The following is a 16435-nucleotide window of genomic DNA, read 5'->3' as shown; positions in this document are numbered from 1 at the left end:
GGGGACGCTTCTTTATGTATGTCCCCATGGTTGCGTGTGAGGCGAGAACTATTCTGTTAAATGCATCACGCGAGGAAATCTTGGACACTACATGAGAAAGTAATGGCAGTTAACATAATTAGGATTTTTTTGCATTGAAACAATAATAGAATCTGGAGAGATCGACCGACAGCACGACCCGGCGTCGTCCTTCCCGTCCGGCCAGCGCCAGCGGCGTTTCAGGCGCGGGCGCGTCTGGTCCAAGCCGCTTCCTGATCCGGTCTGTCGGCCAGAGCGGCAGGTAAAGAGAGACGACCCTTGCCATCACAGGCCTCCACTTCAAAATCGGCACATTCGCCCGCACGGGCACGGATCAGTTCCAGCAACCAGCGGGGACGGCCCACACCGGGCACCGGCAAAGACACAGACGGCAGGACGGACACCCGCCATCGGGTCACACTGGCAGTCGGCTGGCCGAAATCCGCAGCATCCGTCTGTCGTCGCCAGCGGCGTATCGCGATGCCCAGAGAGCCAGATGTCTCGGCCGCCAGTTGCAGGCGACGTGAGGAGGTCATGGACAGGCGGGCTACTTCCGCGACCACGGCCCCAAGGCCGCCATGCCGCAGTCCTTCCTCGAAACAGGCCAGCACATCGACGTCCGAACTGGCCTCGACAAAAATGGTTCGCCGTGCCGACAGCCCGACCTGTTTCAGGGAAGGGGCGAACACATCCTGACGGGTGACGATCCAGAGCACCTTGCCGCGCGTGCGGGCCGCAATCCCGGCGCAGAACTGACCGGCGGCGGCACTGTGCAGGGCATCATTGCCACCACCGGCCACTTCATGCAGGGCGCCCAGCGCCAGCCCGCCACCGGGCAGGCGACTGTCGATCTCGCGCACGCCAAAAGGCAGCATCCTGCGGCGTCGGTCGCTATGTCCTTCGAGACGGCTGATCGCGGCCCGCAGCGTCTCAAGACCGGGTTTTTTATGGGTTTCAGCAGTCATGTCACGGCTCGATGTCCCTTGTGCAGGCGGATTTCATGATTATATGTTCGTGATTTGTTCTGATGGGGCGATGGAAGTCAATGCAAATTCGCACCACCTCAGGCATGATGCAGGGCGCATAACCACCCGGAATTATTGGTGAAGGTACCTTAAGGAATTGAATTCAGAGACTTCTCCCGTCCTGGACCACGACGATTATCTGTCCCGTCTGAATGACGCGCAGCGGCAGGCCGTCACGCATGGGACCGGAGTCTCGGCAGGCGGGGCGGATTCATCTCCGCTGCTGGTCATCGCTGGCGCCGGATCGGGCAAGACCAACACGCTCGCACATCGGGTGGCGCATCTGATCGCTTCGGGGGCTGATCCGCGCCGCATCCTGCTGCTGACCTTCTCCCGGCGCGCCAGTGTCGAGATGACGCGACGGGTGGAGCGCATCTGCAAAACCGTGCTGGGCGACAAGACCGGTCCACTGGCCGACGTGCTGGCCTGGGCCGGGACGTTTCATTCCATCGGTGCGCGGCTGCTGCGGGAATATGCGCAGCAGATCGGTATGGATCCGGCGTTTTCGATTCATGACCGGGAAGATTCTGCTGACCTGATGAATCTGATCCGCCATGATCTCGGGTTTTCAAAAACCGAAAAGCGGTTTCCCGGCAAGGGCACGTGTCTGGCCATCTATTCCCGTGTGGTGAATTCCGGCGTGCCGCTCGCCGATGTGCTGATGAAGCACTATCCGTGGTGCGCGGGCTGGGAAGCCCAGTTGAAACAGCTCTTCGCCGGCTATGTCACGGCGAAGCAGGAGCAGGGCGTGCTGGATTACGACGATCTGCTGTTGTGCTGGGCGCAGATGGTTAGCGACCTCGTTCTGGCCACTGACATCGGCGGCAAATGGGATCATGTGCTGGTCGATGAGTATCAGGACACCAACCGGCTGCAGGCGGATATCCTGTTGGGCATGAAGCCGGACGGTCGAGGCCTGACGGTGGTGGGTGATGACGCGCAGAGCATCTATGCCTTCCGGGCCGCGACCGTGCGCAACATCCTCGATTTTCCAGCGTCTTTCGATCCCCCGGCGCGCATCGTGACGTTGGATCGGAACTATCGTTCGACGAAACCCATTCTGGATGCGGCCAATGCCGTGATCGGTGAGGCGGCCGAGCGGTTCACCAAGGATCTGTGGACCGAACGGACTTCGGAGGAAAAGCCGCGACTGGTCACCATCTGGGACGACACGGCGCAGGCCAACTACATCGCCGATCGGGTGCTGGAAGAGCGGGAGGCGGGAACACCGATGAAGCAGCAGGCCGTGCTGTTCCGGGCTTCGCACCATAGCGGCACGCTGGAGGTGGAACTGACCCGGCGCAATATTCCGTTCGTGAAGTTCGGTGGCCTCAAATTTCTCGACAGCGCGCATGTGAAAGATGTGCTGGCGCTATTGCGTTTTGCCCAGAACCCACGCGACCGCATCGCGGGCTTTCGGGTGTTGCAGCTTCTCCCCGGCGTGGGGCCGGGTTCGGCCCGACGCGTGCTGGATACGATGGGCGAGAGTGCGCATCCGTTCGAGGCGCTGAAGGATGTGAAAGCGCCGCAGCGCAGTGGCGAGGCCTGGACGGGGTTTGTGAATCTGCTGACAGCTCTCGGCAGCCATCAGGTCGGCTGGCCGGGCGAGATCGCGGCTGTGCGGTACTGGTATGAGCCGCATCTGGAGCGGCTGCATGAGGACGCCTCCACGCGGCTGGCCGATCTGGTGCAGCTTGAGCAGATCGCCGGGGGGTATCCGTCACGAGAGAAGTTTCTGACCGAACTGACGCTGGATCCGCCGGATGCCACATCCGACCAGGCCGGCGTGCCGTTGCTGGATGAAGACTATCTGATCCTCTCCACCATTCATTCCGCCAAGGGGCAGGAGTGGAAGAATGTGTTCGTCATGAACGTGGTCGATGGGTGCATTCCGTCTGATCTGGCCACTGGTGAGAAGGACGACATCGAGGAGGAGCGCCGGCTGTTCTATGTGGCTATGACACGGGCGAAGGACAGTCTCGATATCATGGTACCGCAGCGTTTTTACGTGCATGGCCAGCACAGCCGGGGCGACCGGCATGTCTATGCCTCGCGGACGCGCTTCATCGACCGGGACATGCTGCCTTTGTTCCAGTCCATGGCCTGGCCGGTCGTGAAACCGGAAGAGCAGGCCCGGCAGGAGGCGGTGCAGTCCGTGCGGATCGACATGGCAGCCCGTCTGCGCGGCATGTGGTCGTAAGGGAGCAGACAGATGTGCAATCTCTATTCCATGACTTCCAACCCACAGGCGATCAAGGACGTTGCAAAAGTCCTCGAGGATCGCACGGGGAATCTCCAGCCATTGCCCGAGATTTACCCGAACACGATGGCACCGGTTGTGCGGAATGGAGACAATGGCCGTGAACTGGTCATGGCGCGCTGGGGCATGCCGACACCGCCCGGTTACCTGAAAGGCCATAAAGTGGATCGCGGTATGACCAATATCCGCAATCCGACCTCGACATGGTGGAAGCGCTGGGAAGGGGTGGCGCATCGCTGTCTAGTGCCGCTGACCGCCTTTTCGGAACCGGAGCGTTTGCCTAATGGCAAATCACGGCCTGCGTGGTTTGTCCGCAGCGACGGTGAGCCGCTGGCTTTCTTTGCCGGGATCTGGTGCCGGTGGACGTCGGTGCGGAAACTGGCGGACGGGGAGACGACGGATGACCTGTTCGGTTTTCTGACCACTGAGGCCAATCGGGAAGTGGGCGCGATCCATCCGAAGGCCATGCCAGTGATCCTGATGCAACCAGATGAACTGGATGTTTGGATGAATGCACCGGTGGCAGAGGCTCTGTGTCTTCAGAAGTCTTTGTCAGATGGCATGCTTGCTTGCGTCGATCTCCCGCGGCTTTTGGAGTGACAGTTAGGGAGGGGAGAGCGGAATATCTGCTTTTGGGTCATTCGAGGGTAGAAACGGACATATGTTTGGCCCACTTCACCCAGAGATAATCGTAAGTTTTCTGAGACAATACTGTCACGCTCAGTAGTGGGAGCTCAGATTATATCCGCGACAGCGTGTGCACGGTCCCGTCAGTGGTCACATTGCCCGTGTTAAACGTCGTATTGGGCTCTAGCAGAACAACATGACATTCGTCGCTTAAAGCCTCGGAGCAAGGCTCGATCCCATGCGGAACAATGATGAATTCACCAGTCTCGATGTCGACCTCGTGATCCAGGGAATGCATGCGCAATGTTCCGGAAACAACCAGGAACAGTTCGTCCTCATGCTCGTGATGGTGCCAGTCGAACATCCCCTTTAATTTTGCCAGTTTAATCTGGGGCGTATTGATGTCACCCGCCACACGAGGGCTCTAGGGCGTGTCGTCAGTTAGCTCCGATGACAGCGGAGAGGAGTTGCACTGCTGCGATGAAGGTTGATTTCAGCTTGTCGTAGCGTGTCGCTATGCCTCTGAACTGCTTCAGTGTGGCGAAGAACCGTTCAATGATGTTTCGTTTTTTATAAATTGAAAAACGGATTTTCCGTGGATTGCATTGGTTTTTCTTTGACGGAATAACCGGTGTGATCCCCCGCTCTTCAGCTTTTCGATGAGGGGACCGGCGTCATAAGCCTTGTCGGCGATGAAGGTCTCGGGATCGATTTCATCCAGGAGAGGCTCTGCTTCAGTGATGTCCGCCCTTTGCCCGGGTGTCAGGGAAAGAGCCACAGCCTTTCCCGCAGCATCGACAATGGCATGGATTTTGGTAGTCAGTCCGCCACGGGATCGGCCGATGGCCTGATCCGCCCCCCTTTTTTAGGCGCCTGCGCTATGCTGGTGAGCGCGGACAATCGTGCTGTCGATCATCATGTATTCGTTGTCATGGTCAGCAGCCAGATGCCGGAAAATCCGTTCGATCACACCACTTTCACACCAGCGACGCAGCCGCCGGTGCATGTTCTTCCACTCCCCAAAGCAGACAGGCAGGTCACGCCAGGGAATGCCTGCGCGATAACGATACAACACGGCTTCGATAAACAGACGGTTATCCGCAGCAGTCCCGCCGACATGACCTTCACGACCCGGGAGAAGATCTTTTATCCGCTCCCACTGTCCATCGCTCAGACCATACCGTCGCATTCACACTCTCCCCGAAAAACAGGGAAAAAACATCACAGATCAGGCAGGAGTACAAGCGTCATAATCCTCCCGCTTAACTGACGACACGCCCTGGAATTTTGGGCTGCTATCGACACACCACACGATCACTGACAGTGTGTGCAAATTCTGAGGCTGTGTGTGTTGCCTTTGGGAGAACCTCCCTTATCAGAGGTCCCATGATCGCTTCGGGAAATGACACAACGCCACAGGTTGCGTGAGTTGTTGCGATCAAATGCCGACTTTCTGAGAAATCCAGCTGGCGAACTCATAGTTTGGTCGTTCGAGATGCGAGAGCGTGCCGGGCACGGCAAATCGGCTCTGCAGCCCTTTCCAGACACGCTCCGTGCAGCCCTGATCTTCCTGGTTCACTTCATCAAGCAATGTTTTAAGGGACGCGAAATGCTCCTGCGCCTGAGGGTCGGCCATAAATTCGGGAGACAGGCCGCCGCCGTAAAGAATGTTCACATGATCGACACCGTCCGGAGTCAGTGACAGATACCAGAAGTAACCGGGTGTCAGTGTGATGAGCAGTGAAGGATAGATCGCCAGCAACCATGTGCGACGACGGTCATCCCCCTGCAGCGTCGTGTTCTCCGGATGGGCCAGAGCCAGCGGCACTTTATCATCCTTGAGGATGTGGTGATAATTGAACGCCGGGAAACCTTCAGGACACACCATTTCGCGCAGTTTCGTGGACCCTCCTATGGTCCCCGAATGGCACATGGGCAAGTGATAGCTTTCCATGAAATTTTCAGCGAGAATCTTCCAGTTTGTGTTCCAGCGATGCTGTTCACTGAACGTCTGGACATAATCCTGCATGTGCAGATAACCCACGAGCCGATCCACATCCGCATAAAGCTCCTGCGGTAGCGGGAGATCGGGATCAAGCGTCACCATGATCCAGCCTTGCCAGTCCACACAACGTATCTGCGGCAGGCGGAACTTCTCTTTGCAAAAACTCTTGTTCTGATCCATGGCCGGAGCACCGCGAAGCGCTCCGTCAAGTCCGTAGCTCCATGCGTGATAAGGGCAGGTGATGACGGACACATGCCCTTTCCCTTCCAACAGAAGGGACATGCGATGTCGGCAGACATTCGACATCGCACACAGCTCCCCCTGAGCATCCCGCAGGACAATAACAGGCTCATCAGCGATCGTCATCGTCAGATAGTCGCCTGGCGTGGGGAGTGAACTTGTACGGCCGGCACACAGCCAGCTTCCGGCGAAAATGCGCGACTGTTCCAGTTCGAGAAAATCTGGCGATGTATAGACCGCGACCGGCATCGCTTCCGCCTGGTCGAACGGAGCGGCCACATTTTCATTCAGTTCCGCAGATGCAGCGCATGTGTTCATTACGGAAATCCTCACGATATCTTACGTGTGAAACGTGTCTTTTCAAGAATCTTCACCAAGCGTCCTGCACGCGCTTGCAGGGTCTGCGGTGGTTCTCAGCCTACCTTGATCCAGCTTGTCTTGAGGGCCGAATACTTGTCGAAAGAATGCAGGGAGAGATCCCGGCCAAAGCCTGACTGCTTCAGTCCGCCAAATGGTGTCATCACCGAAAGAGCATCCACCGTATTGATGGACACGGTTCCCGCTTCAAGTTGGTCCGACATACGTAGCGCCCTGCTCAGGTCGCGCGTCCATACGGAAGCAGCCAATCCATAAACTGTATCATTGGCGAGAGAGACCGCTTCCTCTTCTGTATCGAACGCCTGCACTGTCAGCACGGGACCAAACACTTCCTCCCGCAGCAGTTCCGCCCCGGCTGGCAAATCCGTGAAGATCGTGGGAGTGACGAACGCATCCGAACCATTGATCACATGCCGCTCGCCGCCTGTAACAAGTCGGCCATCTTTTCTGGCCTGATCGATGAATTTCATGACCCGGTCAGTGTGGCGTCCATCAACAAGCGCCCCCGCATGCGTCTGCGGATCCAGTGGATCACCCGGCTGGAAATCCGCGGCAAGCGCAGTGAGGCGTTCGAGCATCTCCGTCAGGACCGGTCGTTCGACCAGAAGGCGGGAATTCGCCGAGCAGACTTCGCCCTGATTGAAAAATATCCCGAAGGCCGCTGATGCCGCGGCTGCCTCCAGATCGGCATCGGCGAAGATTACATTCGGGCTTTTCCCGCCCGTCTCTGGCCACACCATCTTCATGTTGCTTTCGCCCGCGTAGCGCATGAACAGTTTTCCGATCGCGGTCGAGCCTGTGAACGCAATGCAGTCCACTTCCATATGGCGTCCAAGCGCCTGACCGGCATCTTCGCCAAAACCGGGCACCACATTCAGCACACCGTCAGGCAGGCCCGCTTCAGTGGCCAGTTCGGCAAGGCGGAGTGCAGAGAGAGGAGATTGCTCGGCGGGTTTGAGCACGACCGAATTTCCCACCGCCAGAGCCGGTGCAATCTTCCATATCGCCATTTCCAGCGGATAGTTCCATGGAACGACTGCTCCCACGACTCCTAGCGGCACACGTCGAACCAGCGCCAGATCCGCTGCGCCCGTGGGGGCAATTTCCCCATAGAGTTTGTCGATCGCTTCGGCATGCCATTGCAGGATGGCGGCCGAACCGGGCGCATCGTACTGCAGGCTGTCGCTGATCGGCTTGCCCATATCAAGCGTTTCAAGAAGAGCGAATTCTTCAAGATGATCACGGATCAAGGCAGTCAGACGCAGCAGCACGTCCTTGCGTTCGATGGGTTGCAAACCGGACCAGCGCCGGTCGGCAAACGACCGGCGCGCGGCGTTCACGGCCAGATCAATATCTGCCGCTCCTCCCCGCGCCACTTCGGTCAGTACTGCGCCCGTCGCCGGATTCACGCAGGGGAATGTGGCGCCTGACACGGCATCGACTGCTCTGCCATCAATCCAGCATTGATTGCGAAATTTGAGAGATGCTACACGCTTCTTCCATTCATCGTGTGTCATCATGATGAAAATATCCTCTCAGGCTGCATGTGTTTCAGGTGATGAAAACAGGAATGGCAGGATGTCGGTCGTTCCGATGATCCCAACCCGATGCCCATCGGCCGTCTCGACTCCAAATGTGCCAGATGACGCAAGGATCCGTGACGCCACTTCGACGATCCGCGCCTGTGCGGGCAGAATGCCAGCCAGGACCTCCTCCGTTGGAGGGCGCGCGATCGCGCCGACAGTGACGACATTTGCTTTTGGAATATTACGGGTAAATGCTTCAATATATGCATTCTTCGGTCTCATGACGATATCTTCGGGTGTGCCGATCTGCACGATGCGTCCCGCTTCCATCACGATGATCCGCGTGGCCAGACGCACGGCCTCGTCAAAATCATGAGTCACGAAAAGGATCGTCTTGTTCACGATCTTCTGCAGACGCAGCAGCTCCTGCTGCAGTTCGCGACGAATGAGCGGATCAAGAGCCGAAAAAGGCTCATCCAGAAACCAGATATCGGGATCTGTCACCAGAGATCGTGCAATCCCCACGCGCTGCTGCTGACCGCCGGATAACTGGGACGGATAGCGGTCAATGAGATTTCCCAATCCCACCAGATCAATGGTCTTGCGTGCCTTTTCAAGACGCGAAGTCCGAGCTTCTCCCCGGACTTCAAGGGGAAGCGCCACATTTTCCAGAACCGTACGGTGTGGCAGCAGGGCGTAATGCTGAAACACCATTCCCAACCTGTGACGCCGGATGTTGATGAGTTCCTGCGACGAGGCCCCCAGAAAATCCTGCCCGTCAATCAATAGCGTTCCATAAGAAGGCTCTATCAGCCGACTGACGGCCCGCAGCAGGGTGGACTTTCCACTGCCCGACAGCCCCATGATCGTGATCAGTTCACCGGGCATCACATCAAAGTTCACACCGCGCACAGCACCGAAGAGACCGTGCTTCTCCAGAAAGGCATCATCCGGAGCACGGTTCAGATTGCCGACCAGCCTCTCTGCGTTGGTCCCATAAATCTTCCACAACTCCCCGACCTGCAATTTTGGAGCGAGAGCCGAAGGCATGTCTGTTTCAGACACATGCGGCATCGTCTCAGCCTCCCTTGCGGATGAAGTCGGCGCCGCGTTCCGCAATCATGATGGCTGGCGCATTGGTGTTGCCGTTGATAAGTCGCGGCATGACCGAGGCGTCAACGACACGCACGCCTTCCACGCCCTGTACTTTCAGATCGGGCGTGACGACCGCAGTGGAATCACTGCCCATGCGGCAGCTTCCAACCGGATGATAAACCGTTTCGGCTTCTGCCCGAATGAAGGCATCGATTTCGGCGTCCGTGACGTTCCCGTCATGCAGGGTAATCGCACTGCCACGCACACCATCGAATACTGAACCGGAAAGAATGTCACGGGTCTTTCTTACTGCATCACGAAGAATATCAATATCGCCCGATGCCGACAGGTAATTTGCCATGATTTTTGGATGTTTCAGCGGATCATTGCTGGAAATCATGATCGCGCCACGGCTCTCGGGATAAGCATGGTTGATATAGACGGTCATACCATGTTCGCTTGGCCACCCACTGTCATGGCTGGTGACCAGAGCCGGTGTCAGATGAAGCTGGATATCAGGATATTTCTGATCTTCCGCACTTCGGAAAAATGCGCCTGTTGACAGAGGAGCCTGAGCAGCAACTCCCTTGCGCCCAAGCGCATAATGCAACACCGCTTTCATCGCCGCCGTCGGCTGGAGCCACTTGTAGTGACTGATCGGCGCGGTAATCCGCGACATCAGGCACACACACAGATGGTCCTGCATGTTTTTGCCGACCTCAGGACTGTCCACCATGACGGGAATATCAAGTCCACGCAGGACATCAGCAGGACCAATTCCCGAAAGCTGAAGAATCTGCGGGGAATTTATGGTGCCGCCAGAGAGAATGACTTCTCCCTCACAGTAAGTCCTGACAACATCACGTCCACGCACATATTCCACACCCACGGCCCGATTTCCGGTCCACAGAAGCCGACTCACTGTCGCGCCCGTGACAACCGTAAGATTGGGGCGTTTGAGAGCAGGTTTCAGAAAAGCCGTTGCCGTGCTCCAGCGCCGTCCTTTCCATACGGTGGCGTCAAAATCACCAAAGCCGTTCTGATCGGCTGCGTTGAAGTCCTCATTGTAGGGATATCCTGCCTGTAGACCGGCTTCGATAAAAAGATCGCACAGTTCGGAGGTTCTCACACCCCGCGTGACATGCAGAGGCCCCCGCGCACCATGATACCGGCTTGCGCCACGCACGTTGGTCTCACTCTTGCGAAAATATGGGAGTACATCTTCATAACTCCACCCTGTCGCACCAAGCTGTTCCCACGCATCGTAATCGCCGGCATTCCCGCGCGTATACACCATGCCGTTGATGGCGCTGCTGCCACCAAGCACCTTGCCCCGTGGCCAGAACAGTCGGCGGCCGTTCAGTTCCGCTTCGGGTTCCGTATAATATCCCCAGTTCAGGGAAGCCCGCGGCGCCACGGCTGGAAGCGCCGCCGGTATGTGGATCAGCGGATGAGCATCGCGGGAGCCAGCCTCAAGAAGCAGTACGCTGACGGTCGGATCTTCGCTCAGCCGTGCAGCCAGAACACATCCGGCCGATCCAGCTCCAACGACAATATAGGTGTGAGTCATTCGTCTGTTCCATCTTCTGGATGCATGATTACTGCGGCTGCCGACCCGCAAACCCGCCAATGATCTGATTGGCGATCAGTGAAAGGCTGGCGACGGCCAGTCCTGCGGTCAGCCCCTGACCGGGATCGACATGCGACAAGGCATTGACGGTTTCACGTCCGAGGTCCCGCGTGCCGATCAATGCGGTTACGACAAGCATCGCCAGAGCCATGTTCACGGCAAAATTGACGCCGAGAAGGATGTGCGAGTGGGCCATGGGAAGTTCGACCTTGCGCAACATCTGCCCCTCCGTCATGCCGAGCTGACGTCCTGCTTCCTGCAAGGAAAGAGGCACTTCGCGGATGCCCAGCGCCGTGAAACGAATGACCGGACACATGGCGAACACGACGACGGCGACAAAGGCGGAAAAATCACCGGAGCCAAAAAACATGATCACCGGTATGAGATAGACAAAGGCTGGAAGCGTCTGCAGAAGATCGCACGTGGTCAGGATGAGGCGTCCCCAACGTGGATACTTTCCGGCCACGATGCCCACCGGCAGTCCGATGAGGGTCGCTATCGCTACTGAAATCAGACACAGATAGACCGTCATCATTGTGGGCTTCCACACCCCGACAGCCGCTGGAAATGTGGCGAGAGCCGCCACCAGAAGCATCCCGCGCCAGCCGCGCGCGCAGTAGCCCAGAAACGCGAGAAACAGCACCACGCCACTCCAGGAGAGCGTCTGCATTTCATCGCGCAGCGGCATGAGCACATGAATCAGAAGCCACGCCTTGATGTCATCCGTGAGCCAGAAAAGATTGACGTTGACCCACTCCACAGCGTTGTCGACCACACTGCCCGAGGACAAGCGCCAGCTATCGGGAAAATGCGTGAGCGCGGTTTCATGAAAACCGATGAGGGTAGGAACAAGAAGAAGCAGCGAGGCTATGCCCAGATCAAGCCAGCCCGCGCCACAGGCGCGCGTCACGGATCGCGTCGCACAGAAGCGGTCGAGCAGAATGGCCAGAATGGTGACGCCCAGCCCGGCTTCCAGTCCGCGCCCGATGTTGAGTTGCCGCAGGGCGATCAGGATATTGTATCCCAGTCCAGCCGTTCCCACGAGCGAAGCGAGCACCGTGCAGGAAAAGGACAACATGATGACCTGGTTGACGCCGGTCAGCAGTTCTTGGCGTGCGGCAGGCACAAGGATGAGGAACAGTCGCTGCCCGAAGCGGCACCCCATTGAATCGGAGACTTCGCCGAATGCGGTCTCCGCACGGGTCAGCCCCGAAACCGTCGTGCGCGCCATGATCGGCACTGTGAAGATGACGGTCGCTAGAATGGCGGTGGCTGATCCCAACCCGAAAAATCCGACAAGCGGAACAAGATAGGCAAAAATCGGGATCGTCTGTAATTGGTCGAGTATCAGGAGTGCGGGAGCCTGCACGCGTTTCTGACGCCACAGAATCACGCCAGCACCAAACCCGAGCGCAAGGCCGAATGGCACGGCCACACCCAGCAGGGCGAGTGTCTGCATGGCGCTTTGCCACAGTCCCAATCCCAGAAGATAAAGAGCTGTCAGCAAAGCCAGTCCGGCCAGCGCCACGCCGCCACGCCGCCATCCGAACCAGACGGTCGCCAGCGACACACCCAGCCACGACAGCGGGGGCGCCACCTCTGCTTTCGCGGCGCCAGTCCCGCGGGACACGCCATCAACAAGGATTTCTTCCAGAAGATTGGCTGGCCAGGCAATGAGCCCGGCCAGAGCGCGTGTCATGTCCTTGACGGTGATTCCCGCAAAAACATGCCATCGCGCCAGTCTGTCCAACCCGTTCCCGATGGCCGTCGATAGGGGAAGCATGGCCTCACGCGGCCACACTACCAGCCAGTGCGGGAGTATGTTTCCCGCATTCGCGCACAACGTCACGATCAGCAGCAGAACGACTGGAAGGATCACAGTTCGGCCGTTCCACCGGCCCGCAGCGCTTGGTTCTGTTGACATCATGGATACGGACATCGTGAATTCACTTCAGCCAGGCTGACCACCTGTCCTTGTTGTGATCCATCCACTCGGTTACGACGGAATCGGATGTCTTGCCATCAAGGCTGATTTCCTCAAGCGCCTGCCCATATTCATGGTTATTCAGGGTCATGGCCTTGAAAATTTTGTAGGCGCCAGGCCATTTCGCATTTGCACCATTATAGGCCAGCTTGAGGATCGGGCCTTTAGGCTTTTCACAGGCGTAACTGCCGCTTTCGATACATTCCTTGGTATAGGGCGGAAGCTTCACATACTCCCCTTTGAACGCCACAGGCGCCCAGTGAGGTTCGTACAGCCACGTGAGAATGGGTTGATGGCGCTGAACGGCCGCCTTTACCTCCGCCAGCAGCGCCGCTTCAGAGCCCGCGTGCACGACTTCGAAATTCAGCCCGAGATTCTCGACGCGCTTTTCATCATTCCCGCCCCAGTCTTCCGGGTAAACCAGCAGACGGCCCTTGGACCCCGTTTCTGGAGTGGCAAACAGAGCTGCGCAGGCGTTGAGCGCCTTATAGGAAGGAAGACCGGGACATTTTTCCTTGACGTAGAGCGGGTACCAGTAACGGTCCATGCCGACGAGACCACTCTCACCCACTTCCGTTACCTTCTTCTCGGTCAGAAGCTTTTCAATTTCAGGATGGCTTGTGGTCCACGCCTCAGGCTGAAAAGTGATATCCCCGTTTTCCAGTGCCGTGTTCACGGAACTGGCATCGATGGTAATAATTTTGGTGTTGTAACCGGCTGTCTGCAGCAGTCGGGAAAGCAGCAAAGCACTGAATTCACTGCCAGCCCAATCATGTTGGGCGATGGCGATCGGATCGTTGGATTCCACTGCCGCCATGGCAATTGAGGTCGTTATGGGTAGACAGGCTACGAGAGCGGCCTTCAGAAGACGCCCGCCCCAGATACGTGAAGACATGTCTCTCTCCTCATCACAATTCGATTCGGTATCGAAACTATATGAATGTGCGCTCACTTGAGGCGCTCTGTGTGCCTTATCATACAGATAGACCGATCATTCAGGTTAAGTATAATTGTTTTTTTTGACCTTCTGGTTCCGTTTATCTGAGTGTATGGGTGAGCTTGCTACAGAAGAGAGAGTAATTTGAATGTGAGTTTTTTGCCAAAATGCGTAATTTCGAATTATTTTCAGATTTTGGTATAAATAAGAAATATTGATATGATGTTTTTGATAACTTGGGTATGGTGCTGTGGCATCACAATCTACGCGAACTGTCAGCCTATATTTACGGCGTCTCGTCAGTTAAGCCCTGAGTGTAGTATGTAAGGGTTGTACTTTGTATCTGCGTGTGCTGACTGTTTTCCCGTTTTTTGGGGGAGACAGACAAATGCGGCGCTATAGTTTACGCGACGACCAGTGGGAGCGGATAAAGGACCTTCTTCCCGGTCTCGTGAAGGTCATATCGGCGGCACAGCTGCGGACAACCGTCTGTTCGTGGAGGCGGTGCTGTATCGCTATCGCGCGGGTATTCCATGGCGCGACCTTCCTGCCCGTTTCGGGGGCTGGAAAAATGTGCACCGGCGTCTGCGCCGCTGGTGTGAAAGCGGCATCATCGAACGGATATTTCGTTATCTGGCCGCTGATCACGACAACGAATACATGATGATCGACAGCACAATTGTCCGGGCGCGTCAGCATAGTGCTGGAGCTCTCAAAAAGGGGGGGGGGTGGATCAGGCCATCGGACGCTCACTAGCCGGATTGAGCACAAAAATCCATGCCATCTGCGCCGCTCTGGGCAATCCGGTGGAGATCGACATCACACCGGGACAGGATGCCGACATCACCCAGGCGGAACCGCTTCTGGAAAACATCGGCCCGGATGCTTTCCTTGCTGACAGGGCGTATGACGCGGACAGGTTGGTCGATCGGCTGATACAGCGCGGGATTACCCCGGTCATCCCGTCAAAACGTAACAGAACGACACGACGGAAAACCGATTTTTCTCTCTACCGCGAACGGAACCATGTTGAGAGGTTCTTCAATAAACTCAGGCAGTTTCGCGCTATCGCAAACCGCTACGATAAACTGAAATCGACCTTCCTTGCAGCCGTGCAGTTCGCCTCAATCATCATCCTCCTTAACTGACGACACGCCGTCGTGACGTCCGCTTCAAGGAAACGCAAGACTGCGCTTCGGCGTCCGCAACGAGGGCGGAAGCGGACATAGCTTTGGATGCATAAGCTCCACGCTTTAGGAGGGCAGGGGGTATTTATTTCAGTGAGAGGTCATGCGTGTGCCGAAAAAAGTTCATTAAATATAGCCTATTAGACCCGCTTTGTTCTCAACTTGCGATTGCCGTAAGTTGAGAATCAATCCTAAAGCCAGTCATCCACGCCGCCGTGCCGGGGGGGCATGACCCTCTGGTATGGCGGCTTAATCCGCTTCACCAAGCGCTCGGACAGCAAAAACACGCGATCCCTCTTCTCATGCTCCTGCAGATCACAACAGTGAGATCAATTCAATAAATTAATAGTTCTAGGGACTAAGGGGAAGATCTTGAGGGATATCTTCCGTGTTTACATGGATGTATACTAAATAGATATATCAGTAAGCACGACCGAGTGGACCACTCAATGAGCGATTTAAGTTTCTTACATAGTAAATTGAGCAAAGAAGAGAAACCTGCGCCTATAATGTTCTAGTCTGTCGACGGCGAAAGAGCACCCTGTCCCTGCTGTCAGGCTTCGATTAGAAATATTCAGGTAGTATGTTAGATGTTATTTGAATTAATGTTGTAACGTGAAGGTATCTTTCCCTCGCGTTCTGTGTGATATATTCGGGATAAAAGTTATTGCACCATACGCGCGAGGACATTGTGGCCGCTCCATTGCTGAACCTTATGCCTGCCTTGCAGGATTCGTATTATGTGACTTATCCTGGTCCATGGGCAGGCCATATTCCCTTCGCATACTGGGTGGTAAATGCTCTCAAACCATCAACTATTGTCGAATTAGGGACATTCCGCGGCAATTCCTATTTTAACTTTTGTCACGCAGTTCAAAATTTTGGACTAAATACAAAAACCTATGCAGTCGACACTTGGGAAGGTGATGAGCATGGTGGTTTTTATGGCGGTCATATCTTCCGTGAAGTAGATGCCTATAACAGCAATCATTTTCCAGATTTTTCCACTCTGATCCGATCCACGTTTGATGAAGCCCTTGACGGGTTTGCTGATGGGTCAATCGATCTTCTTCACATAGACGGTTTTCATACCTATGAGGCCGTTAAAAACGATTTCGAAAAATGGCGACCAAAACTATCCGATCGAGGTGTCGTAATCCTCCATGACACGAGCGTCATCAAGAATAATTTCGGCGTCTGGAGATTTTTCGAGGATCTAAAGCATCAATATCCTTGCTTCTGGTTTACCCATTCCAATGGTCTTGGTGTGGTGCTGGTAGGTAAGAACATTCCGGAAGAGGTGTTAGCCCTTAACGCACTGCAGGCTGATAACAGCCTCTGGATGCAGGCTTTCTCAGCCTTTTCCCGCCTAGGTAGACTATGTGAGAATGAGGCTGACGCTCAGGGCAGAATCGACGCGGATTTCTCACACTTGAGGCAATTTCGGGTCATTTTGTAGAATTCAGTCATCCCACAGGAGCCCGATCTGGAATATTGACGATATTCTGCTTCTGGCGGCGGGT

Annotated in this window: 11 protein-coding genes and 2 pseudogenes; 4 read left to right on the top strand and 9 right to left on the bottom strand. The window is 56.1% G+C overall.

The window, feature by feature from the left end:
- Positions 1 to 218: 218 nt before the first annotated feature.
- Complete coding sequence (locus tag GVI59_RS02640) at positions 219 to 983, bottom strand: ImuA family protein (RefSeq protein ID WP_173572770.1); 765 nt, start codon at positions 981 to 983, stop codon at positions 219 to 221.
- Between the two features lie 157 nt (positions 984 to 1140).
- Here GVI59_RS02640 and GVI59_RS02635 point away from each other — a divergent pair, with 157 nt between their 5' ends.
- The gene (locus tag GVI59_RS02635; RefSeq protein ID WP_242012910.1) at positions 1141 to 3243 is read left to right on the top strand and encodes an ATP-dependent helicase; all 2103 of its coding nucleotides are present in this window, start codon (positions 1141 to 1143) and stop codon (positions 3241 to 3243) included.
- A 12-nt stretch (positions 3244 to 3255) separates the two neighbouring features.
- Positions 3256 to 3903, top strand: a complete 648-nt coding sequence (locus tag GVI59_RS02630; RefSeq protein ID WP_173572769.1) for an SOS response-associated peptidase — start codon at positions 3256 to 3258, stop codon at positions 3901 to 3903.
- A 139-nt stretch (positions 3904 to 4042) separates the two neighbouring features.
- Here GVI59_RS02630 and GVI59_RS02625 read toward each other — a convergent pair whose 3' ends face one another.
- The 8 genes and pseudogenes from GVI59_RS02625 to GVI59_RS02590 all read right to left on the bottom strand — a co-directional run bounded on the left by GVI59_RS02625 (position 4043) and on the right by GVI59_RS02590 (position 13683).
- Positions 4043 to 4345, bottom strand: coding sequence for a cupin domain-containing protein (locus GVI59_RS02625; RefSeq protein WP_338422052.1), 303 nt, complete (start codon positions 4343 to 4345; stop codon positions 4043 to 4045).
- Positions 4346 to 4367: 22 nt separating this feature from the next.
- Positions 4368 to 5119 (bottom strand): annotated as a pseudogene (locus tag GVI59_RS02620) (IS5 family transposase).
- A 249-nt stretch (positions 5120 to 5368) separates the two neighbouring features.
- Complete coding sequence (locus GVI59_RS02615; protein ID WP_173572768.1) at positions 5369 to 6493, bottom strand: aromatic ring-hydroxylating oxygenase subunit alpha; 1125 nt, start codon at positions 6491 to 6493, stop codon at positions 5369 to 5371.
- A 95-nt stretch (positions 6494 to 6588) separates the two neighbouring features.
- Positions 6589 to 8073 (bottom strand): aldehyde dehydrogenase, encoded by a 1485-nt coding sequence (locus GVI59_RS02610; RefSeq protein ID WP_173572767.1) that lies wholly within the window; start codon positions 8071 to 8073, stop codon positions 6589 to 6591.
- A 15-nt stretch (positions 8074 to 8088) separates the two neighbouring features.
- Positions 8089 to 9153: a quaternary amine ABC transporter ATP-binding protein gene (locus GVI59_RS02605; protein ID WP_198912143.1), complete on the bottom strand. Its 1065-nt coding sequence runs from the start codon at positions 9151 to 9153 to the stop codon at positions 8089 to 8091.
- Positions 9154 to 9157: 4 nt separating this feature from the next.
- Positions 9158 to 10744: a choline dehydrogenase gene (locus GVI59_RS02600; protein ID WP_173572766.1), complete on the bottom strand. Its 1587-nt coding sequence runs from the start codon at positions 10742 to 10744 to the stop codon at positions 9158 to 9160.
- 28 nt (positions 10745 to 10772) lie between these two features.
- Positions 10773 to 12731: an ABC transporter permease subunit gene (locus GVI59_RS02595; RefSeq protein WP_173572765.1), complete on the bottom strand. Its 1959-nt coding sequence runs from the start codon at positions 12729 to 12731 to the stop codon at positions 10773 to 10775.
- 19 nt (positions 12732 to 12750) lie between these two features.
- Complete coding sequence (locus tag GVI59_RS02590; RefSeq protein ID WP_173572764.1) at positions 12751 to 13683, bottom strand: ABC transporter substrate-binding protein; 933 nt, start codon at positions 13681 to 13683, stop codon at positions 12751 to 12753.
- A gap of 430 nt (positions 13684 to 14113) precedes the next feature.
- Between GVI59_RS02590 and GVI59_RS02585 the strand changes: the two are divergent.
- Both GVI59_RS02585 and GVI59_RS02580 read left to right on the top strand, forming a co-directional pair.
- Positions 14114 to 14873: pseudogene (locus tag GVI59_RS02585) on the top strand (IS5 family transposase).
- Positions 14874 to 15654: 781 nt separating this feature from the next.
- The gene (locus GVI59_RS02580; protein ID WP_206752362.1) at positions 15655 to 16371 is read left to right on the top strand and encodes a class I SAM-dependent methyltransferase; all 717 of its coding nucleotides are present in this window, start codon (positions 15655 to 15657) and stop codon (positions 16369 to 16371) included.
- Positions 16372 to 16435 lie beyond the last annotated feature (64 nt).

It is taken from the genome of Acetobacter sicerae (genome assembly GCF_011516765.1).
GTDB classification, from domain to species: Bacteria; Pseudomonadota; Alphaproteobacteria; order Acetobacterales; family Acetobacteraceae; genus Acetobacter; species Acetobacter sicerae.
The sequence above is the reverse complement of the archived record's forward strand: the minus strand, read 5'-3'. Positions and strand labels throughout refer to the sequence as shown.